This is a genomic window from Clostridium sp. OF09-36, from assembly GCF_003481985.1.
Classification (GTDB): domain Bacteria; phylum Bacillota; class Clostridia; order Lachnospirales; family Lachnospiraceae; genus Brotaphodocola.
Genome location: NZ_QUMD01000001.1, coordinates 80098 through 100733, shown reverse-complemented (window position 1 = coordinate 100733; position 20636 = coordinate 80098). Strand labels below are relative to the sequence as shown.

Here is a 20636-nt window from a genome sequence, read left to right as displayed (position 1 = left end):
AACCTCTTTTCCTATTTTCTGTAACTGCGCAGATATGCACCGTTACATTTTTTCTATCATCAAGCGTAGCATGGAAATTTGGTTTGTCAAGTGAAAATGGCATTATTGAATAGAAAATAACAATTTAAGATATGGCAAAGGGCCGTGTGAGTTGCCGAAAGGCAACTCACACGGCCCTATTAAAGTTAATCAAATTGTTTATTTCAGCTTCTCTCCGGTGAGCATTTCATAGCTCTGCAGATATTTATCGATGGTCTTCTGGACGACATCTTCCGGCAGGGTCCAGTCATTGTCCGGATTTGCTTTGAGCCAGTCACGTGCAAACTGCTTGTCGAAGGACGGCTGGCTGTGACCAACCTCGTAGCCTTCTACCGGCCAGAAGCGGGAGCTGTCCGGAGTCAGCATCTCGTCACCAATGACGATGTTGCCATTCTCATCCAGACCAAACTCAAACTTGGTATCTGCAATGATGATGCCGTGACTGTAAGCGTAGTCAGCGCATTTCTTGTAAAGTGCGATGGTGCAGTCACGAAGCTTTGCTGCGTATTCGGCACCCTTGCCCGGGAAGTATTTCTCCAGGTGGCCGATGCTCTGCTCGTAGGTGATGTTTTCGTCGTGGTCACCGATTTCTGCCTTGGTGGAAGGAGTGTAGATCGGCTCAGGCAGCTTCTGGCATTCCTGCAAGCCTTCCGGCAGCTTCACGCCACATGCGGTTCCGTTTTCTTTATAGCTTGCCCAGCCGCTTCCGGTGATGTAGCCGCGGACGATGCACTCTAACGGGAGCATGGTCAGCTTCCGGCACATCATGGTCTTGCCTTCGAATTCCGGAGTCTGGAAGTATTCCGGCATTTCTTTTACATTGGTGGTAATCATATGGTTCGGCAGAATGTCTTTGGTCAGATCGAACCAAAACTTGGACATTTGGGTCAGAACTTTACCTTTGTTGGTAACGGTGTTGTGGAGGATCACATCAAAGCAGCTGATGCGGTCGGTGGCTACCATGATCAGGCTGTCTCCATTGTCATAGATTTCGCGTACCTTTCCTTCTTTAACTGGTTTCATCTTCATACCTCACTGAATGTTTTTTATGGTTTGCGGCTGTGAAATACAGGGCAGCTGCAAGAACTGTAAAGTTACGGTTATGGGGGGAAGTGCCTGGAAAGCAGCTTCTGCTAATAGGATATACGCAAAACAAATAAATAGCAAGTCTTTTATTAAAAAAACTTATAAAATTTTTTGGACTGGGGTGGGAGTGCTTTACAATTCTAGCTCCGTGCCATATAATGGGGCATAAGTGATTTACTGATATTTATATGGAGAAAAAAATGATAACTAAATTATGGAAGAAACTCGTAAACCGGGAGACCATTTCCTACCTGGTCTTCGGTGTGCTGACCACTCTGGTGGACTGGGTCAGCTACTGGTACATGCGCCGTGTCGGGATCGATTACCGGGTTGCTACGGCAGGCTCATGGGCAGCAGCGGTCCTGTTTGCTTTTGTGACGAACAAGCTGTTTGTATTTGGCAGCTTTGACCTTCATCCGAAAAAGGTCTGGTCGGAATTTGTGCCTTTTGTGGCCTGCAGGGCCGCAACCGGTGTTTTTACCATGGTGGCAATGATCGCTATGGTAGACGGTCTGGGAATTAAGCAGGATTTCATTTGCAAGATCGTAGTATCGGCGATTTCCTTGGTGCTGAACTATGCATTTAGCAAATGGTTTATTTTTAAGAAGGAATCATAACTGCATAAGTGTTCCAAGGTAACGGAAATGTTAACAGTGACAGGAAAAAATGATCATCGTAAGTAGGGAGATGCAGCATGCAAAGCGAAAAAATCGCCTGTGTTACGAGAGAACTAGAGGATTTACTTATGATTGAGGAAAAAAGAGGCACGCTTCAGGAAAAAAAGGGGAGTGTTGCTGACTTGTTAGCGGAGATGGAGAGCGCAGTTGCCAGTGTGGAAGCGAAGCGTGGTCAGAATGAGAAATTGCCGGAGAAAATGGAACATCTGCAAGGGGTGGAAACCGCTGAAGCGCCAGAAAAGATAGAACCGCTGGAAAAAGCAGGAATGCCGGAGGATGCAGAGATGCCTAAGCGAGCAGGAATGCCGAAGAATGCAGAAGTGACGAAAAAAGCAGGAATGCCGGAACGGGCGGAAACATGGGAATGCGCAAAACGGAATGAGGTAAAATCAGAAGCACCGAAAACGGAAGCCGCAGAACCGAAAACAGTAAAATCTGTGAGAAAAGAACCCAGGAAGCGTTTCACCCGCCCGGAAAAGCGTGCAAAAAAACGCCTGCGCAAACAGGCCATGGAAGAGGAGGACCTGATCCGTTCCGGCGATGCCTGGTTGCAGCTTTTTTGATCCCGGTGGTGATCATGCTGATCATTTTCGTGCAGCGGGGAATCTTCCCGTTTGGAGAGGAAACCTTTCTTCGGACGGATATGTATCATCAGTATGCACCGTTTTTCTCAGAATTCCAGTACAAGCTGAAGAGCGGAGGCAGTCTTCTCTATAGCTGGGATGTCGGCATGGGTGTGAACTTTTCAGCACTGTATGCCTACTATCTGGCGAGTCCGTTTAACTGGCTTTTGATCCTTTGCCCGAAGAATCTGGTCATTGAGTTTATGACTTACCAGATCGTGTTAAAGATTGGGCTTTGTGGTCTCACCATGGCTTATTATTTAAGAAAGCATTGCAGGACCAACGATTTTGGTGTGGCATTTTTCGGTATCTTTTACGCCTTGTCGGGCTATATGGCTGCCTATAGCTGGAACATTATGTGGCTGGACTGCATTATTTTGTTCCCGCTGATCGTTTTGGGGCTGGAGCGGCTGGTGAAAGATGGAAAAGGAATACTTTACTGCCTGACGCTCGGCATGTCCATTCTTTCTAATTATTATATCTCCATCATGACCTGCATTTTTATGGTGCTGTATTTTATCGCACTGCTGGTTTTAGATGAGGATATGCACTGGGAGAAATTTATCGGGCGCGGCTTCCAGTTTGCGGTCTATTCCCTGCTGGCGGGCGGCCTGTCGGCGGTAGTTTTGCTTCCGGAGGTTTTTGCCCTGCAGATGACCGCTTCGGGCGATGTGAGCTTTCCGAAAACATTTTCCCAGTATTTCCCAATCTTTGATATGATCGCTCGCCATATCGGCAACGTGGAGACGGAGATCGGACTGGACCACTGGCCGAATGTGTATTGCGGAGTAGCAGTGCTGATGTTTTTTATCCTTTACCTGCTTTGCAAAAAGATATCTGCAAAGGAAAAGGCGGTTTACTGTGTTATGCTGCTGTTCTTCTTTGCGAGCTTTTCGTTCAATGTCTTGAATTTTATCTGGCACGGCTTTCATTATCCAAACAGCCTGCCTTGCAGACAGTCCTACATTTACATTTTCATGGTGCTGTTTGCCTGCTACCGGGCTTACATGTATCTGAAGGAAACGCCGTGGAAGCATGTGACGGCAGCGTTTGCCGGTTCCGTGGTCTTTGTGTTGATGGCACAGAAACTGGTGACGGAGGATCACTTCCATTTTATTGTATATTATGTGGCGATTTTGTTCCTTGCACTGTATCTTGGGGCCATCGCCCTTTACCAGAGAGGCAGGCGTTATTATTTTCCGGCGCTGTTTTATGCGCTGGCGGTTGTTTCCATTGAGGCAGCGGTAAATACGGCTGTGACCAGTGTGACAACAACCAGCCGGACGGCCTATACGGACGATAATGCAGCATCGGAGAAGCTGGTGGATTCAGTTCAGCCAAACGACTCTTTCTTCCGCATGGAAAAGGTGACGCGGAAAACCAAGAACGATGGAGCCTGGATGCATTTTCCATCGGTTTCCCTGTTTTCCTCCACGGCAAATGCGGACCTCTCGGCATTGTTTAAGAAGCTGGGATGTGAAAGCTCCACGAATGCTTACAGCATCACCGGAAGCACACCGCTTGTCGATGCCCTGTTTTCCGTAAAATACGGCATTTATTCGGAAAAGCCGGATGACACGTCTCTTCGCACGGTGATCGGAGAACAGGACGGAGTCTGGCTGTACCAGAATAACTACACCTTACCGGTTGGATTTTATGTGGAGCCGGATTTTGAATCCCGGTGGAATCTGGAAACCGGCAATCCTGCGGATGTGCAGAACAGTCTGGCCGATGCGCTTGGGGCAGAGCAGGTTATGAACCTGGTTCTGGACACAAGTACTGAGGGCAGTGACCTGACCTTTTATCCGGAAACAAGCGGGGAATATTACGCTTACGTGGGAAATAAAAAGATTGAAAAAGTGACTGCCACGACTTGGAAGGGCACGAAAACCTTTACGAATGTGGACCGCGGTTACCTTCTGGAGCTGGGCTACTGTGTAGCCGGGGAAGCAGTTACCCTGACTGCGGAGGACAGCAAGGAGGAAATGTGGGCTGATGTGTACCGCTTCTCAGAAAACGGACTTGGCTCCATTGCCGCAAAGCTTTCCGCACATCCGTGGAGCCTGACGAGCTGGACAGATACCTCTTTAGAGGGAATGATCAGCTGCGATCAGGAAGGATGGATGTTCACTTCGATCCCTTACGATGAAGGATGGAAAATCCTGGTCGACGGAAAAGAGCAGAAGCCGGAAAAAATCCTGGATTCGTTTGTGGGCATCTGGCTGAGTGCCGGGAGTCATACCGTAGCCATGGAATACACCCCGAAGGGACTGATCCCGGGCGCGCTGATCTCGGGCGGTAGTGCAGTGCTGCTGGCGCTGATCGCACTGGGTGGCTGGCTGCTTCGCAGATACCGGGAAGAGCAGGCGTATGAGCAGGATGCGGACGCATATGAACACTGTGAATATGACGGGGAAGAAAGAAGTATGCATGCGCAGACCGGGAGAGAAACAGAATATCCGGATTTTGAGAGGATAGATCCCCAAATGCAGGATTTTGAGGAAACGGAAATGGAAAATCCAGAAATGGAAGAGTCGGAACATCCGGCTAAATGGTAACTTGAGGCAGTTATACTGCTGAAAATAATAGGTTACTGTTTTGTATGCCTGAACAGTAATCATGATACAAATATGAAAAAAGAGGAGACTAACACTATGAAATTATGGGGCGGACGCTTCACCAAGGAAGAAAACCAGCTGGTACACAACTTCAACGAGTCCTTATCTTTTGACCAGAAGTTTTATCATCAGGACATTCAGGGCAGCATTGCACACGTTACCATGCTGGCAAAGCAGGGCATTGTGTCTGAAGAAGACCGCAAGGCGATTATTGATGGCTTAAACAGCATTCTGGCCGACATTGAGTCCGGCAAGCTGGTATTTACCAAAGAGCATGAGGATATTCATTCCTTTGTAGAGGCAAATCTGATTGAGCGCATTGGTGATGCAGGCAAGCGCCTTCACACCGGACGCAGCAGAAACGACCAGGTTGCACTCGATATGAAGCTTTACTGCCGAGACGAGATCGATGAGATTGACGTTCTGGTTAAAAAACTATTAGAAGAGCTGTTAAAGATCATGGAAGCAAACATCGACACCTATATGCCGGGCTTTACCCATCTGCAGAAGGCACAGCCTGTTACCCTGGCTCACCATATGGGCGCTTATTTTGAGATGTTCTCCAGAGACAGAAGCCGCCTGCACGACATCCGCAAGCGCATGAACTATTGCCCGCTGGGCTCCGGCGCACTGGCAGGAACCACCTACCCGCTGGACCGCGCTTACACGGCTGAGCTGCTTGGCTTTGACGGACCGACCTTAAACAGCATGGATTCCGTATCCGACCGTGATTACGTGATCGAGCTGTTATCTGCCCTCTCCACCATTGCCATGCATTTAAGCCGCTTCTCTGAGGAAATCATCATCTGGAACAGCAACGAATACCGCTTTGTGGAGATCGACGATGCGTACAGCACCGGAAGCAGCATCATGCCGCAGAAGAAGAATCCGGATATCGCAGAGCTGGTACGCGGTAAGACCGGTCGTGTGTATGGCGCACTGATGTCCATTCTGACCACCATGAAGGGCATCCCGTTAGCATACGACAAAGACATGCAGGAAGACAAAGAGCTGACCTTCGATGCCATCGACACCGTAAAAGGCTGTCTGGCACTGTTCACCGGTATGGTCTCCACCATGACCTTTAATAAAGAAGTTATGGAAGCAAGTGCAAAGAATGGCTTCACCAATGCAACCGACGCAGCTGATTACCTGGTAAACCATGGTGTCCCGTTCCGTGACGCACACGGCATTGTAGGCCAGCTGGTGCTGTTCTGCATCGACAAGGGCATTGCACTGGACGATATGACCTTGGAGGAGTTTAAGGCCATCAGCCCGGTATTCGAGGAAGATGTCTACGAGGCTATTAGCATGAAGACCTGCGTAGAGAAGAGAACCACCATCGGCGCGTCTGGTCAGGAAGCAATGAAGAAGGTCATTGCGATCTACAAAGAGCAGCTGAAGTAAACAATATCGCACAGTAAACCCAAATGGGCCGGAAGGTTCCGTCCCCGCCGAATGGCGGGGACGAAACCTTTCGGCCCTTGTTCGTTACTGTGTGATATTGTTATATTTTATCCGAGCACCAGGAACACTTCCTGCGTCTGCTTTCCGTGCTGGCGGGTCTGTGCGTGGGTGTCGAAGAAGATATCGACGTGGTTTCCTTTGACACCGCCTCCGCGGTCCTCTGCGGTGTAGATGACTCCGCCTATCATAACCTTGCTTCCGTAAGGAATGATGCGCGGGTCTACGGCGATGGTGTGGCTGGATTTTGCAATGGAGCCGGTGCTGGTGCGGCGTCCCCAGCCTTCTGAGCACTGTTTGCACGGGCAGTAGCCGGTGGTGCGGAAGAAACCAAGGGATTTTAAGCCGATTGCAGTGTGCTCATGGTCATGGGCATCGCCGGAAGCATTGCTTTCTTCTTTATTATTCTTTGCAACTTCCCCCTTAGTATAGGTTTTGGGGTTGGAGAGTGCTTTGCCGTCTACATTTCCTTCTATTAAATAGGTTCCGTCCGGGAGAGTGTCCCAGTTCATGGCAATGCGGAAGCCGTGGCGCCCGTTTCCGACTCCGTTTTCCTCCAGATCGGAGCGGTAGGTGATGGCGGTCTGGTGGAAGCTCTTTACCTGCTCGCCGGTTTCTTTATTGGTGATGGTAACAGTGACCGGAACTGCAGTGTTTGGCTGCGTGGAGTCCCAGCCCCAGCCGACAATGGTATTTCCTTCAAAATCATCGAAGGAGCCATCTAAGTCCGATGCCAGGGCAGTGAAAGTGCCGCTTATGAGAAACAGTGCAGTAGTCAGTAGTGTTACAAAAAATTTTTTGTTCATTAACATAAGATCAATCCTTCCTTTTTCCAAATTTGTTACAGTGACGATCTCGGTCGCAGGGTGCAGGCGTGCTTGTTTTTGCCTGTATCTTATTTGGTATTTCTGCAGCTTAGGCTGCAAAGTCTGTTATGCGTAAAAAAGAAATATTTGATTCACACAAAATAAATATATGTAACAAATTTGTAATATATGAACGATAAGACCCTATTTTACATGATTTTTTTGATTTGTCAAGGAAAAAACGAACTATCCCTAAAAATCACAGAAAAAACATAGTTTTTTTCGCCAAACCTCTTGACAAACGACATAGGGTAAAGTATATTAATCACAGAATGTTAGCACTCCTTAATGGCGAGTGCTAATAAAGAAAAGGAGGCGGCAGAATGGAACTGGATGATCGTAAGGTTACGATATTAAAAGCCATCATCAAAACTTATCTGGAAACAGGTGAGCCGGTAGGTTCCAGAACCATTTCCAAATACACGGATCTGAAATTAAGTTCCGCAACCATCCGGAACGAGATGTCGGACCTGGAGGAGATGGGGTACATTCAGCAGCCGCACACCTCGGCAGGGCGTATTCCTTCCGATAAAGGCTACCGCTTCTATGTAGACCAGATCATGCAGGAGAAGGAGCAGGAGGTTACCGAAGTCAAGAGTCTGATGATCAAGCGGGTTGACCGGGTGGAACTGGTATTAAAGAAGCTGGCACAGCTCCTTGCCAACAACACCAACTACGCTGCCATGATCAGCGGACCGCAGTACCATCAGAACAAACTGAAATTCATCCAGCTTTCCCAGATGGAAGAAAACAAGCTGCTGGTGGTCATCGTGGTGGAAGGAAACCTCATCAAGAACGCCATGGTGGACATTCCGGAGCCGGTCAGCCAGGAGGAAATCCTGAACTTAAACATTCTGCTGAACAGCGCGCTGAACGGTCTCACCATTGAGCAGATCAATTTAGATGTGATCACGAAGCTCAAACAGCAGGCCGGTGCCCATAGCCAGATCATCGATCTGGTGCTGAATGAAGTGGCGGGAGCCATCCGGGCCGACGAGGAAGACCTTCAGATCTACACCAGCGGCGCGACCAACATCTTCAAGTATCCGGAACTGAGCGACGGCGAGAAAGCAAGCCAGCTGATCAGTACCCTGGAACAGAAAGATAAGCTTCAGGAGCTGATCACAGATGTAAATGAATCCGAGGACAACAATGGAATCCAGGTTTATATCGGAGATGAGACACCGCTCCAGACCATGAAGGACTGCAGCGTGGTCACTGCCAACTATGAACTGGGCGAAGGAATCCGCGGTACCATCGGTATCATCGGACCGAAACGGATGGATTACGAAAAGGTACTCAGCACGCTGAAGCATCTGATGAAGCAGCTGGATGCCACATTTAAAAACGAAGAAAATTAGAGTTGCCAGGACGGCAGCGGATGATCATAAAGAAAGGTGAATCACCATGAGCCAGACAGAGAAAGAAATGAAGCAGGGCGCGGCAGCGGCGGAGAACGAAAACCTCGAAGCTGAGCACGCCGAAACAGATAACGGCGAAACTTCCGCAGGAACAGAGGAAAACAAAACTGCAGAGAAGGAAACCGAGACCAAAGAAAACAACGACGCAAAAGAAGATGAGAAGGATGCCAAAGCAGCAAAGAAGGATCCAAAGGATGCCCAGATCGAGGACCTGCAGGACCGCTTAAAACGGCAGATGGCTGAATTCGATAACTTCCGTAAGCGTACGGAAAAAGAAAAGGCAGCCATGTACGAGGTCGGAGCGAAGGACATCATCGAGAAGATCCTTCCGGTGCTCGACAACTTCGAGCGGGGCCTGGCAGCCGTGCCGGAGGATGAGAAGGGTTCTTCCTTCGCCGAAGGCATTGAAAAGATCTACAAGCAGTTCGTAAAAACCCTGGAAGATGCCGGAGTGGAAACGATCGAGGCAGTAGGCCAGCAGTTCGACCCGAACTTACACAACGCAGTGATGCATGTGGAGGACGAGAAGTATGGCGAGAATGAGATCGCCATGGAGCTGCAGAAGGGTTACAAGTACCGCGGCAGCGTGGTACGTCACAGCATGGTCCAGGTAGCAAACTAAACTGGCTGTGCGTAACAAAGCGTATTAACAAAATTTTGTTTCAGTATAGATTAGGAGGAAATCACTATGAGTAAGATTATTGGTATTGACTTAGGAACCACAAACAGCTGTGTAGCAGTTATGGAGGGTGGTAAACCGGTAGTTATCCCGAACCAGGAAGGTTCCAGAACCACACCGTCTGTTGTAGCATTTACCAAGACCGGTGAGCGTCTGGTCGGCGAGCCGGCAAAGCGTCAGGCTGTTACCAACGCAGACAGAACCATCGCTTCCATCAAGAGACATATGGGTACCGACTATAAAGTAACTATCGACGGTAAGAGCTATACTCCTCAGGAAATCTCCGCTATGATCCTGCAGAAGTTAAAAGCAGATGCAGAGGCTTATCTGGGTGAGAGCGTAACCGAGGCAGTTATCACCGTTCCGGCATATTTCAACGATGCACAGCGTCAGGCAACCAAGGATGCTGGTAAGATCGCAGGCCTGGATGTAAAGCGTATCATCAACGAGCCGACCGCAGCTGCACTGGCATATGGCCTGGACAACGAGAATGAGCAGAAGATCATGGTATACGACTTAGGCGGCGGTACCTTCGATGTATCCCTCATCGAGATCGGTGACGGCGTTATCGAAGTTCTTTCCACCAACGGCGATACCCACTTAGGCGGCGATGATTTCGATAACCGTATTACCCAGTGGCTGGTTGACGAGTTCAAGAAGGCTGAGGGCGTAGACCTGTCTGGCGATAAGATGGCGATGCAGAGACTGAAAGAGGCTGCTGAGAAAGCAAAGAAAGAGCTTTCTACCGCAACCACCACCAACATCAACCTGCCGTTCATCACTGCAACCGCAGAGGGCCCGAAGCATCTGGATATGAACTTAACCAGAGCAAAATTCGACGAGTTGACCCACGACCTCATCGAGAGAACCGCAATCCCGGTACAGAATGCATTAAAAGATGGCGGCGTAACCACTGCTGAGCTTGGCAAGGTTCTGTTAGTCGGCGGTTCCACCCGTATGCTGGCAGCTCAGGAGAAAGTAAAACAGATGACCGGCAAAGAGCCGAATAAATCCCTTAACCCAGATGAGTGCGTAGCGATCGGTGCTGCTATCCAGGGTGGTAAGCTTGCAGGCGATGCAGGCGCAGGTGATATCCTTCTTCTGGATGTAACTCCGCTGTCTTTGTCCATCGAGACCATGGGCGGTATCGCTACCAGACTGATCGAGAGAAACACCACCATCCCGACCAAGAAGAGCCAGATTTTCTCTACCGCGGCTGATAACCAGGAAGCAGTAGATATCCACGTTGTACAGGGTGAGCGTGAGTTCGCACGTGACAACAAGACTCTGGGCCAGTTCCGTCTGGATGGCATCCTTCCGGCAAGAAGAGGTGTTCCGCAGATCGAGGTTACCTTCGATATCGATGCAAACGGTATCGTAAATGTATCCGCTAAGGATCTTGGTACCGGCAAAGAGCAGCACATCACCATTACTTCCGGTTCCAACATGTCTGAGGCTGATATCGATAAGGCAGTCAAAGAGGCTGCTGAGTTCGAGGCTCAGGATAAGAAGAGAAAAGAAGCAATCGATGCAAGAAACGACGCAGATGCTATGGTATTCCAGACCGAGAAGGCATTAAGCGAGGTTGGCGATAAGATCGACGCAAACGACAAGGCTGCTGTAGAGGCTGACTTAAATGCCCTGAAGGAAGCGATCAACCGTGCTCCGATCGACAACATGACCGATGCTCAGGTTGAGGACATCAAGGCTGGCAAAGAGAAACTGATGAACAGCGCACAGGCATTGTTCAGCAAGGTTTATGAGGCAGCCCAGGGTGCCGCAAACGCACAGGGCGCAGCAGGTGCACAGGGTGCAGCTGGCGCAGCAGGCGGCAACGCAGGCGCAAACAACGACGATGTCATCGACGGTGACTTCAAAGAAGTATAATAAAAGGATAGTGCGTCATGGCAGAGACTAAGAGAGATTATTACGAGGTCCTCGGCGTTCCGAAGAACGCCGACGAGGCCGCATTAAAGAAAGCATATCGTGTCCTTGCAAAAAAGTATCACCCGGATGCAAATCCGGGTGATGCCGAGGCCGAGCGTAAGTTCAAGGAAGCATCTGAGGCATACAGCGTGTTAAGTGACCCGGAGAAGAGAAGAAAGTATGACCAGTTCGGTCATGCTGCATTCGAGGGCGGCGCAGGCGGCGGTGCCGGCGGATTCGGTGGTTTCGATTTCAACGGAGCCGACATGGGAGACATCTTCGGAGATATCTTCGGAGATATCTTCGGCGGCGGAAGAAGCCGCGGCGGCAGCCAGTATAACGGTCCGATGCGCGGTGCCAATGTAAGGGCAGCAGTTCGCATTACCTTCGAGGAGGCAGTGTTTGGCTGTGAGAAGGAAATTGAGATCAACTATAAAGAAGAGTGTGCAACCTGCCACGGTACCGGCGCAAAGCCTGGTACTTCACCGGAAACCTGCAAGAAGTGCGGCGGTAAAGGTAAGATCATCTACACCCAGCAGTCCTTCTTCGGTCAGGTACAGAATGTCCAGACCTGTCCGGACTGCGGCGGCAAGGGCAAAGTCATCAAAGAGAAATGCTCTGACTGCTATGGCACTGGTTATATCACCAAAAAGAAGAAATTCAAAGTTACCATTCCGGCCGGTATCGACAACGGGCAGAGTGTACGCTGCGCAGGCGGCGGTGAGCCTGGCGTAAACGGCGGCGAGAGAGGAGACCTCTTAGTTGAGGCAGTAGTATCCCAGCATCCGGTATTCAAGCGTCAGGATGTCAACATCTTCTCCACCGTACCAATCTCCTTCGCAACAGCAGCACTGGGCGGTCCGATCCGCATCAAGACGGTAGATGGCGAGGTAGAGTACGAGGTCAAGGCAGGAACCCAGACCGATACCCGTGTCCGCTTAAAGGGCAAGGGTGTACCGTCCTTACGTAACCGCAACCTCCGCGGTGACCATTATGTTACCCTGGTGGTACAGGTACCGGAGCGCTTAACCGAGGCTCAGAGAGAGGCACTGAAGAACTTCGATGCCGTGATGCACGGGGAAGTTCCGGCTGAGACGAAGCATAAGAAAAAAGGACTTTTTAAATAAATAAAAAAGAAAACGCCTCACCGGTGGACAAAACACCGGTGGGGCGCTTTCTTTTTGCCTGGCATACAAAAAACGCGCCAGTGACGCGTTTTTCGTTGGTTGCAACCCTAATTTTTAAGGTTTTTTGAAAATAGCCATGTCCGGAAAAGAAAACGCAGCGGGTGTGATAGAGTGTAATGCATCAAAGGATTTCGTAAATAGTTTGATTTGTGATTGGTTTTGCCTTGTTTTCTTTTACAGAACAGGACTCTTTTCATCCGTTCATAAGGTTAATGCAAAAGATCGTTGTTTTATTGCATGGTCAGGAAAAAAGTTTGAAATTTTTTGTGGAAGCGTGAAAAAGTAAGGAGCCGGTCTGAAAAGAGGCAGTCTGAAGGAACCAGGGGCTGTGAAAAATCCAGAACGTGCAAGGAATCATAATGCTGGGACTGTATGGGAGATAAGTGTGCACTTATAAGCACAACAAATAATATATATAAGTAAAAACTATAAATACTAATAAGCAGAAAAAACACGCTATTCTTCGACGAAAAATTAACAAATCGAAACGCAACTGAATTCTGACAAATTCCAGCCTGATTCCGGCAGAATCCCATTATTGAACGCTATAGGAAACATGTCGAAATATTCATGTTTTTTTACAAAAACAAGCGGCGGTTTCACTCTGCTAACATCGTTCGCGAATTAACAAAAATTTCGGCCAAAAACTGTGAATCTGACATGTTTTCAAAGGAAAAAACGATTGTTATATTGTATACAATATGTAATTTTTGATTGTCGTAAACCGCGAATTATGTTATACTGACCATGATGGCAAAACGAGAGATTTTGTCGATAGCAAGTTGAAAATGTATAGAAAGAGGGTAAAGGAAAATGGGATTGGCTACATTTAAAGGCGGCGTTCATCCTTACGAGGGTAAAGAACTGTCCGAGAGCAAGCCGGTACAGGTCCTGATGCCGAAGGGAGATCTGGTATTCCCGATGTCCCAGGGAATCGGCGCACCGGCGAACCCGCTGGTAAAGAAGGGCGACAGAGTCCTGGCTGGTCAGATCATCGGTGAAGCAGGCGGATTCATTTCTGCAAATGTCATCTGCTCCGTATCCGGTACTGTTAAGGCTGTAGAGCCGAGACGTGTTGCCAGCGGCGGCATGGTAAATTCCGTTGTAGTGGAAAATGATGGACTGTATGAGGCAGTAGAAGGCATGGGCGCAGACCGTGACCCGTCCACCCTGTCCAAGCAGGAAATCCGCGATATCGTAAAAGCAGCTGGTATCGTAGGTATGGGCGGCGCTGGTTTCCCGACCAACGTAAAGCTGTCTCCGAAGAACGAAGATGCAATCGAGTACATTCTCATCAATGGTGCAGAGTGTGAGCCGTATCTGACTTCTGACTATCGCTGCATGATGGAGGATCCGGAAAAAATCATCGGCGGTCTGAAAGTTATCCTTCAGCTGTTTGACAAGGCAAAGGGCGTGATCGGCATTGAGAACAACAAGCCGGAAGCAATCAAAAAGCTGAAAGAGTTAGTAAAAGACGAGCCGCGTATCGAGGTATGCGAGCTTCTGACCAAGTACCCGCAGGGTGGTGAGCGTTCCTTAATCTACGCAATCACCGGCAGAAAAGTAAACTCCTCCATGCTTCCTGCAGATGCAGGCTGCATCGTGGACAACATTGCTACTGTGATTGCTATTTACGATGCAGTATGCAAGACTACTCCTCTGATCGAGCGTGTATTCACCGTAACCGGCGATGCGATCGCAGATCCGAGAAACTTCCGTATTAAGATCGGAACCAACACCCAGGAACTGATCGAGGCAGCAGGCGGATTCAAGACCGAGCCGGAGAAAGTCATTTCCGGTGGTCCTATGATGGGCTTTGCTATGTTCGACTTAGACGTTCCGGTCATCAAGACCAACGGTTCTGTCCTGTGCATGACCAAGGACCAGGTGGCAGCAAACGTGGAGACTCCGTGTATCCGCTGCGGTAAGTGCGTAAGCGCATGCCCGAGCCATATTGTTCCGGTTATGATGATGAAAGCAGCATTAAAGGGCGACTGCGATACCTTTGAGAAACTCAACGGTATGGAGTGTATGGAGTGCGGAAGCTGTACCTTCGTATGTCCGGCAAAACGTCCTCTGACCCAGGCTTTCAAGGAAATGAGAAAAACGGTTGCAGCCAACCGCAGAAAAAAAGCACAGGGGGGAAAGTAAACCATGGCTAAATTATTTAACGTATCCTCATCCCCGCATGTGCGGAGCGAGGAAACTACCCGCAGCATCATGATGGACGTGGCAATTGCCATGCTGCCGGCCACCGCTTTCGGTGTATTCCAGTTCGGCCTGCATGCTCTGCTCGTGATCATTGCGACTGTATTTGCATGCGTACTGAGTGAGTACGTATTTGAAAAAGTAACCAAGAAAACAATTACCATCAGCGATTTCAGTGCCGTTGTAACCGGTATGATCCTTGCACTGAACTGCCCGTCTGAAATTCCGTTATGGATCCCGATGCTCGGCGGCGTATTTGCGATCGTGATCGTGAAACAGATCTACGGTGGTCTGGGTCAGAACTTCATGAACCCGGCACTGGCAGCAAGATGCTTCCTGCTTATTTCCTTCGCAGGCAAGATGTCTTCCTTCACCCTGGATGGCGTAACCACCGCTACTCCTCTGAACGTGATGAAGACTGCATGGAAGGCTGGCGAGTCTAACCTTGGCGTAGACCTTATGGCTATGTTCATCGGTAAGATCCCGGGAACCATCGGTGAGGTTTCTGTAGTAGCCCTGTTAATCGGTGCTGCTTACCTGGTATTTAAGAAAGTAATTTCCCTGCGCATTCCGTTAACCTATATCGCAACGGTTGCAGTATTCGTATTCATCTTCGGCAGACAGGATCTGAACTTTGTTCTGGCTCACATCTGCGGCGGCGGACTGATCTTCGGTGCATTCTTCATGGCAACCGACTATGTAACCAGCCCGATCACCCCGAAGGGACAGATCGTATTCGGTATTCTGCTTGGCGTGCTGACCGGAACATTCCGTCTGTTTGGTGGTTCTGCAGAGGGTGTTTCCTATGCAATCATCATCAGCAACCTGCTGGTTCCGCTGATTGAGCGCTATACCCTTCCGGTAGCATTTGGAAAGGAGGGCAAAAAGGCATGAGTAAAGGTGGATTTATGAAAGATGCCTTCGTTCTGTGCGGCATTACCCTGGTAGCCGGCGCATTACTGGGCGGCGTTTATGAAATGACAAAAGCTCCGATCGATGCAGCAAACCTGGCAGCAAAAGAGGCAGCTTACCGTACCGTATTCCCGGACGCAGCAAGCTTCGACGCAGGTGACCTGGCAGACAAGATTCCGGCAGCAAACGAGGAGATCGCAGGACTTGGCTACGGCAAAGTTATGGTAGATGAAGCTGTAGCAGCAAGCGATGCTTCCGGCGCAGCAGCAGGCTACGTTGTAACCGCTACTTCCAACGACGGTTTCGGCGGTGCGATCACCGTTTCCGTAGGTATTCAGTCTGACGGTACCGTAAATGGTATCGAGTTCTTAACCCTGGCTGAGACCGCAGGTCTTGGTATGAATGCGGACAAGCCTGAGTGGAAAGGTCAGTTTGCAGGCAAGAAGGCAGAAGTGTTCTCCGTAACCAAAGACGGCGCAACTTCTGACGATCAGATCAACGCAATCAGTGGCGCTACCATTACATCAAGAGCAGTCACGAATGCGGTGAATGCGGCAGTTTATTTTGTAGATAACTGCCTGGCACAGTAGGAGGTAGGAAGTCATGAATAAATGTATCGAACGTTTATACAACGGTATTATTAAAGAGAACCCGACCTTCGTCCTGATGCTTGGTATGTGTCCGACCCTGGCAGTAACCACCACCGCGATCAACGGTATCGGTATGGGACTGTCCACCACGGCGGTTCTGGTTTTCTCTAACCTTATTATTTCCGCACTGCGGAAGATTATTCCGGATCGTGTACGTATTCCGGCATACATCGTAATCGTAGCATCCCTGGTTACCATCGTTCAGCTGCTTTTACAGGCATATGTACCGAGCCTGTACAGCGCACTGGGTATCTACATCCCGCTGATCGTTGTTAACTGTATCATCCTGGGTCGTGCAGAGGCATATGCAGCAAAGAACGGCCCAATCGAGTCCGCATTCGATGGTATCGGTATGGGCCTTGGTTTCACCGTAGGTTTAACCTGTATCGCAATCGTGCGTGAGCTTATTGGCGGTGGTTCCTTCTTCGGCATGGAGATCATTCCGGAGGACTTCCACGTAACCATCATCGGCCTGGCACCGGGTGCATTCTTTGTACTGGCTTGCCTGACCGCACTGCAGAACAAGTTCAAAGCTCCGAGTGCAACCAACGGTTCCGTACCGCAGTCCACACTGGCATGCGGCGGCAACTGCGCATCCTGCAGCGGTTCTGCATGTTCCTCTAACCACTCTGTCCTGGAAGAGAAAAAGGCAGAAGAGCTCAAGAAAGCAGAAGAGGCCAAGAAGGCAGCAGCTGCAGCAGCTCTCGCTAAGAAGCAGGCAGCAGAGGCAGCTAAGGCAGCAGCCGAGGCTGAAAAGAAAGACGAATAAGGAGGGACAGGTAAATGAAAGAGTTAATTTTAATTATTGTCGGATCTGCTCTGGTTAACAACATCATCCTGAGCCAGTTCCAGGGCCTGTGTCCGTTCCTTGGTGTTTCCAAGAAGGTTGACACCTCCATTGGTATGGGTGCAGCCGTTATCTTCGTAATTACGCTGGCAAGCATTGCAACAAACCTGGTTTACTCTCTGGTGCTGGTTCCGCTGCACTTAGAGTACTTACAGACGATTGCCTTCATTCTGGTAATTGCAGCACTGGTACAGTTCGTTGAGATGTTCTTAAAGAAGAGCATGCCGTCCCTGTACTCCGCGCTGGGTGTATTCCTTCCGCTGATTACGACCAACTGTGCAGTTCTGGGTTCTGCCCTGACCAACGTACAGAAGGGTTATAACTTCATTTTCAGTGTAGCAAACGGATTCGGTACTGCGGTTGGTTTCACCGTCGCAATCGTACTGCTGGCAAGCATTCGTGAGAGTATTGAAGACAATGATATCCCATACAATTTCCAGGGTTCTCCGATCGTTCTGATTACCTCTGGTCTGATGGCGATTGCCTTCATGGGCTTCTCCGGACTGATTTAATGGGAGGTAGTAGAATATGACAGGTTTGCTTTTAGCGGCAGTTGTCATCGGTGCCATCGGTATCATCATCGGTGTGCTCCTGGGCATTGCCAGTGAGAAGTTTAAAGTTGAGGTTGACGAAAAAGAAGTTCTGGTCCGTGCAGAACTTCCGGGCAACAACTGTGGTGGTTGTGGTTTCCCGGGATGTGACGGTCTGGCTGCAGCAATCGCTGCAGGCACCGCTCCGGTTAACGGATGTCCGGTCGGCGGCGCTCCGGTAGCAGACAAGATCGCTGCGATCATGGGTGTTGAGAGCGGCAGCTCTGAGAAGAAGGTAGCTTTCGTAAAATGTAAAGGTACCTGCGACAAGACCAACGTGAAGTACAACTACTATGGAATTACCGATTGTTCCATGGTAACCGTAGCACCGGGTTCCGGCGAGAAGGCTTGTGCTTACGGCTGTATGGGTTACGGTTCCTGTGTAAAGGCATGTCAGTTCGACGCAATCCACGTAGTAGACGGTGTTGCTGTTGTTGACAAAGAGAAGTGCGTAGCCTGCGGCAAGTGCGTAGCTACCTGCCCGAAGGGCCTGATCGAGCTTGTTCCTTACAAGGCAGAGCATCTGGTTCAGTGTTCTTCCCACGACAAAGGACCGGCAGTCAAGAAGGTTTGTACCGCTGGCTGTATCGGATGTACCCTGTGTACCAAACAGTGTGAGTCCGATGCGATCCATATGGAGAACAACGTAGCTGTGATCGATTACGAGAAGTGCACCAACTGCGGCAAGTGCGCAGAGAAGTGCCCGGCTAAGGTTATTATCTAATCTTATTAAAATGAAAGAGTTCCGCGCTCCTGCAGTCCTTATGGACTGCAAGGGCACGGAACTTTTTTTATATCTCCACCTCACAATACGTATCAATATACTCCACAAATCTCGGCAGAGCCAGTGTCAGGAGACCCCGCACAGAGCCATCTACGATTCCACGCTCCATCAAGCGTTTGCGGTAGACGTTGAGAAGCTGCGGGGAGAGGGAAAGCTTCGTCCGGATATCGATTGTTTTTTCCAGGCCGGTCGAAATCACGTAAACGATCTTGCGGTCGAGGTCGGAAAGCTCACTCCATATTTTTTCATAGGCATAGGAGGCCAGTGCCTCATCAAATTCCGGCAGAATTTCCTCCAGGCTTGCATTGTGCTCCCATTTGAGGTATCCAAGAATCTGGAAAGCAAAAGGATAGCCTTTGGTAACGCGGGCCATCTGTACAGCTGCTTTTGGCGGAAGATTAAAAACTGTACGGTAGCTGGTGGTCATGGATGGAATGCTCAAAGGTTCCAGAAAGACTTTTGGCGCCCGGTACAAATTATTTATATTTATATATTTTTATTTATACGTATTTATCATATCAAAATGGCAAGGATATATGCAAGCGAACTTTTATCAGAAAAACATCAAAATGCATAGCAATTTATAAGAATAGATGATAAAATAGGGATGTTGTTAAAAAATCGTAAAATGTTATTGTTACTAAAAGGAGAGTTTTATGAATCTGGAAAAGCTATTTCATCTCAAAGAAAACCATACCGATGTGAAAACGGAGGTCATGGCAGGTATTACCACGTTTATGACTATGGCCTATATTCTGGCGGTCAACCCAAGTGTGCTGGGCGCGTCCGGCATGGACAGCGGAGCGGTTTTCACCGCAACAGCGCTTGCATCCGCAATCGGAACCCTGCTCATGGCATTATTCTCAAATTACCCGTTTGTACTGGCACCGGGCATGGGACTGAATGCTTACTTTGCGTATACGGTAGTTCTCTCCATGGGTTACACCTGGGAGATGGCACTGGCAGCAGTATTTGTGGAAGGTGCACTCTTTCTGGTATTGTCTTTAACCAATGTGCGTGAGCAGATCTTCAACTCCATCCCGATGAACTTAAAGTATGCGGTATCTGCTGGTATCGGTTTGTTTATCGCATTTATCGGACTGCAGAATGCAAAGATCGTTGTAGATAGTGCAACCCTGGTAGGAATGTATTCCTTTAAGTCATCGATCGCAAACGGCCTGTTCCACAGCGAAGGAATCACCGTTTTACTTGCGCTCATTGGAATCCTGATCACCGGAGTGCTGCTGGTAAAAAATGTAAAGGGAAATATCCTCTGGGGTATCCTGATCACCTGGGCACTTGGCATTGTATGCCAGCTGACCGGTCTGTATCAGATTAACCCAGAAGCCGGCTGCTACAGTCTGCTCCCGGATTTCTCCAATGGAATCGCAATTCCGAGCCTGGCACCGACCTTTATGAAGCTGGACTTCAGCCGTGTGGCATCTATTGATTTCGTGGTTGTGATGTTTGCTTTCCTGTTTGTAGATATGTTTGATACCTTGGGAACCTTGATCGGTGTGGCATCCAAAGCGAACATGCTGGATGAGCAGGGCCGCCTGCCGCGTATCCGTGGTGCTTTGCTTTCTGACTCCATTGCTACCGCAGTCGGTGCAGTGCTTGGTACCTCTACGACCACAACCTTCGTAGAGAGTGCATCTGGTGTAGCAGAGGGCGGAAGAACCGGCCTGACTGCAGTGGTATCTGCAATCCTGTTTGCATTATCCCTGTTCCTGTCCCCGATCTTCTTAGCAATTCCGTCCTTCGCAACGGCACCGGCACTGATCACCGTAGGATTTTTGATGCTGACCTCAATCTTGAAGGTAAACTTTGAGGATTATACCGAGGCGATCCCGGCATACATCGCAGTGATCACTATGCCGTTTATGTACAGCATTTCCGAAGGAATCGCCATGGGTGTTATCTCCTATGTGCTCATCAACCTGGTGACCGGAAAGGCAAAGGAGAAGCACATCACACCGCTGATGTACGTGCTGGCTGTGCTGTTTGTGCTGAAATATATTCTGCTGTAATCTTGGCGCAAGATACTTTCTGTGGTATT

At 49.3% G+C, this 20636-nt stretch carries 18 protein-coding genes; 15 read left to right on the top strand and 3 right to left on the bottom strand.

Annotated elements, in window-relative coordinates; genetic code table 11:
* Positions 1-198 precede the first annotated feature (198 nt).
* Positions 199-1068 carry a phosphoribosylaminoimidazolesuccinocarboxamide synthase gene (locus DXA97_RS00460; protein ID WP_118718182.1) on the bottom strand — a complete coding sequence of 290 codons (870 nt, stop codon included), beginning with the start codon at positions 1066-1068 and terminating at the stop codon, positions 199-201.
* 257 nt (positions 1069-1325) lie between these two features.
* On the opposite strand from DXA97_RS00460, the gene DXA97_RS00455 reads away from it, so the two are divergent.
* From DXA97_RS00455 to argH, 4 genes are all read left to right on the top strand, one after another.
* Entirely contained in the window at positions 1326-1742 is a 417-nt protein-coding gene (locus DXA97_RS00455; protein ID WP_182436748.1) for a GtrA family protein, read from the top strand.
* A gap of 77 nt (positions 1743-1819) precedes the next feature.
* Complete coding sequence (locus DXA97_RS00450) at positions 1820-2365, top strand: hypothetical protein (protein ID WP_147355524.1); 546 nt, start codon at positions 1820-1822, stop codon at positions 2363-2365.
* 14 nt (positions 2366-2379) lie between these two features.
* On the top strand, positions 2380-4983 hold the full coding sequence (locus DXA97_RS00445; RefSeq protein WP_118718359.1) for a YfhO family protein: 2604 nt from the start codon (positions 2380-2382) through the stop codon (positions 4981-4983).
* Positions 4984-5079: 96 nt separating this feature from the next.
* Positions 5080-6450 carry an argininosuccinate lyase gene (argH, locus tag DXA97_RS00440; protein ID WP_118718179.1) on the top strand — a complete coding sequence of 457 codons (1371 nt, stop codon included), beginning with the start codon at positions 5080-5082 and terminating at the stop codon, positions 6448-6450.
* Between the two features lie 107 nt (positions 6451-6557).
* Here argH and DXA97_RS21420 read toward each other — a convergent pair whose 3' ends face one another.
* Complete coding sequence (locus DXA97_RS21420; RefSeq protein WP_118718178.1) at positions 6558-7319, bottom strand: 3D domain-containing protein; 762 nt, start codon at positions 7317-7319, stop codon at positions 6558-6560.
* Between the two features lie 377 nt (positions 7320-7696).
* Between DXA97_RS21420 and hrcA the strand changes: the two genes are divergently transcribed.
* From hrcA to DXA97_RS00385, 10 genes are all read left to right on the top strand, one after another.
* Positions 7697-8734 (top strand): heat-inducible transcriptional repressor HrcA, encoded by a 1038-nt coding sequence (hrcA, locus tag DXA97_RS00430; protein WP_118718177.1) that lies wholly within the window; start codon positions 7697-7699, stop codon positions 8732-8734.
* Between the two features lie 46 nt (positions 8735-8780).
* Positions 8781-9416, top strand: coding sequence for a nucleotide exchange factor GrpE (gene grpE, locus DXA97_RS00425; protein WP_347561402.1), 636 nt, complete (start codon positions 8781-8783; stop codon positions 9414-9416).
* Between the two features lie 66 nt (positions 9417-9482).
* Positions 9483-11360, top strand: coding sequence for a molecular chaperone DnaK (gene dnaK, locus DXA97_RS00420; RefSeq protein WP_118718176.1), 1878 nt, complete (start codon positions 9483-9485; stop codon positions 11358-11360).
* Between the two features lie 17 nt (positions 11361-11377).
* Entirely contained in the window at positions 11378-12526 is a 1149-nt protein-coding gene (dnaJ, locus tag DXA97_RS00415) for a molecular chaperone DnaJ (RefSeq protein WP_118718175.1), read from the top strand.
* A gap of 873 nt (positions 12527-13399) precedes the next feature.
* Positions 13400-14737: an electron transport complex subunit RsxC gene (gene rsxC / locus DXA97_RS00410; RefSeq protein ID WP_118541606.1), complete on the top strand. Its 1338-nt coding sequence runs from the start codon at positions 13400-13402 to the stop codon at positions 14735-14737.
* A 3-nt stretch (positions 14738-14740) separates the two neighbouring features.
* On the top strand, positions 14741-15688 hold the full coding sequence (locus tag DXA97_RS00405) for an RnfABCDGE type electron transport complex subunit D (RefSeq protein ID WP_118718174.1): 948 nt from the start codon (positions 14741-14743) through the stop codon (positions 15686-15688).
* Positions 15685-16296 (top strand): RnfABCDGE type electron transport complex subunit G, encoded by a 612-nt coding sequence (locus DXA97_RS00400; RefSeq protein ID WP_118541610.1) that lies wholly within the window; start codon positions 15685-15687, stop codon positions 16294-16296. Before DXA97_RS00405 ends, DXA97_RS00400 begins: the two co-directional genes overlap by 4 nt.
* A gap of 13 nt (positions 16297-16309) precedes the next feature.
* Positions 16310-17125, top strand: coding sequence for an electron transport complex subunit E (locus DXA97_RS00395; RefSeq protein ID WP_118541612.1), 816 nt, complete (start codon positions 16310-16312; stop codon positions 17123-17125).
* Between the two features lie 14 nt (positions 17126-17139).
* A complete protein-coding gene (gene rsxA / locus DXA97_RS00390) occupies positions 17140-17715 on the top strand; it encodes an electron transport complex subunit RsxA (RefSeq protein WP_118541614.1) in 576 nt (191 codons plus the stop codon).
* Between the two features lie 16 nt (positions 17716-17731).
* Positions 17732-18517, top strand: a complete 786-nt coding sequence (locus DXA97_RS00385) for an RnfABCDGE type electron transport complex subunit B (protein ID WP_118718173.1) — start codon at positions 17732-17734, stop codon at positions 18515-18517.
* Positions 18518-18584: 67 nt separating this feature from the next.
* On the opposite strand, the gene DXA97_RS00380 is transcribed toward DXA97_RS00385, so the two are convergent.
* Positions 18585-19004, bottom strand: a complete 420-nt coding sequence (locus DXA97_RS00380; RefSeq protein ID WP_243107493.1) for a hypothetical protein — start codon at positions 19002-19004, stop codon at positions 18585-18587.
* A 229-nt stretch (positions 19005-19233) separates the two neighbouring features.
* On the opposite strand from DXA97_RS00380, the gene DXA97_RS00375 reads away from it, so the two are divergent.
* Positions 19234-20607, top strand: a complete 1374-nt coding sequence (locus DXA97_RS00375; protein ID WP_118718172.1) for an NCS2 family permease — start codon at positions 19234-19236, stop codon at positions 20605-20607.
* Positions 20608-20636 lie beyond the last annotated feature (29 nt).

Bases quoted from the DNA above. Each gene is read 5' to 3' on its own strand.
- DXA97_RS00375 (WP_118718172.1), top strand. From the start codon at position 19,234: ATGAATCTGGAAAAGCTATTTCATCTCAAAGAAAACCATACCGATGTG.
- rsxA (WP_118541614.1), top strand. From the start codon at position 17,140: ATGAAAGAGTTAATTTTAATTATTGTCGGATCTGCTCTGGTTAACAAC.
- dnaJ (WP_118718175.1), top strand. From the start codon at position 11,378: ATGGCAGAGACTAAGAGAGATTATTACGAGGTCCTCGGCGTTCCGAAG.
- argH (WP_118718179.1), top strand. From the start codon at position 5,080: ATGAAATTATGGGGCGGACGCTTCACCAAGGAAGAAAACCAGCTGGTA.
- hrcA (WP_118718177.1), top strand. From the start codon at position 7,697: ATGGAACTGGATGATCGTAAGGTTACGATATTAAAAGCCATCATCAAA.
- DXA97_RS00445 (WP_118718359.1), top strand. From the start codon at position 2,380: ATGCTGATCATTTTCGTGCAGCGGGGAATCTTCCCGTTTGGAGAGGAA.
- DXA97_RS00380 (WP_243107493.1), bottom strand. From the start codon at position 19,004: ATGACCACCAGCTACCGTACAGTTTTTAATCTTCCGCCAAAAGCAGCT.
- rsxC (WP_118541606.1), top strand. From the start codon at position 13,400: ATGGGATTGGCTACATTTAAAGGCGGCGTTCATCCTTACGAGGGTAAA.
- DXA97_RS00400 (WP_118541610.1), top strand. From the start codon at position 15,685: ATGAGTAAAGGTGGATTTATGAAAGATGCCTTCGTTCTGTGCGGCATT.
- DXA97_RS00460 (WP_118718182.1), bottom strand. From the start codon at position 1,068: ATGAAGATGAAACCAGTTAAAGAAGGAAAGGTACGCGAAATCTATGAC.
- DXA97_RS00395 (WP_118541612.1), top strand. From the start codon at position 16,310: ATGAATAAATGTATCGAACGTTTATACAACGGTATTATTAAAGAGAAC.
- DXA97_RS00405 (WP_118718174.1), top strand. From the start codon at position 14,741: ATGGCTAAATTATTTAACGTATCCTCATCCCCGCATGTGCGGAGCGAG.
- DXA97_RS00450 (WP_147355524.1), top strand. From the start codon at position 1,820: ATGCAAAGCGAAAAAATCGCCTGTGTTACGAGAGAACTAGAGGATTTA.
- grpE (WP_347561402.1), top strand. From the start codon at position 8,781: ATGAGCCAGACAGAGAAAGAAATGAAGCAGGGCGCGGCAGCGGCGGAG.
- dnaK (WP_118718176.1), top strand. From the start codon at position 9,483: ATGAGTAAGATTATTGGTATTGACTTAGGAACCACAAACAGCTGTGTA.
- DXA97_RS21420 (WP_118718178.1), bottom strand. From the start codon at position 7,319: ATGTTAATGAACAAAAAATTTTTTGTAACACTACTGACTACTGCACTG.
- DXA97_RS00455 (WP_182436748.1), top strand. From the start codon at position 1,326: ATGATAACTAAATTATGGAAGAAACTCGTAAACCGGGAGACCATTTCC.
- DXA97_RS00385 (WP_118718173.1), top strand. From the start codon at position 17,732: ATGACAGGTTTGCTTTTAGCGGCAGTTGTCATCGGTGCCATCGGTATC.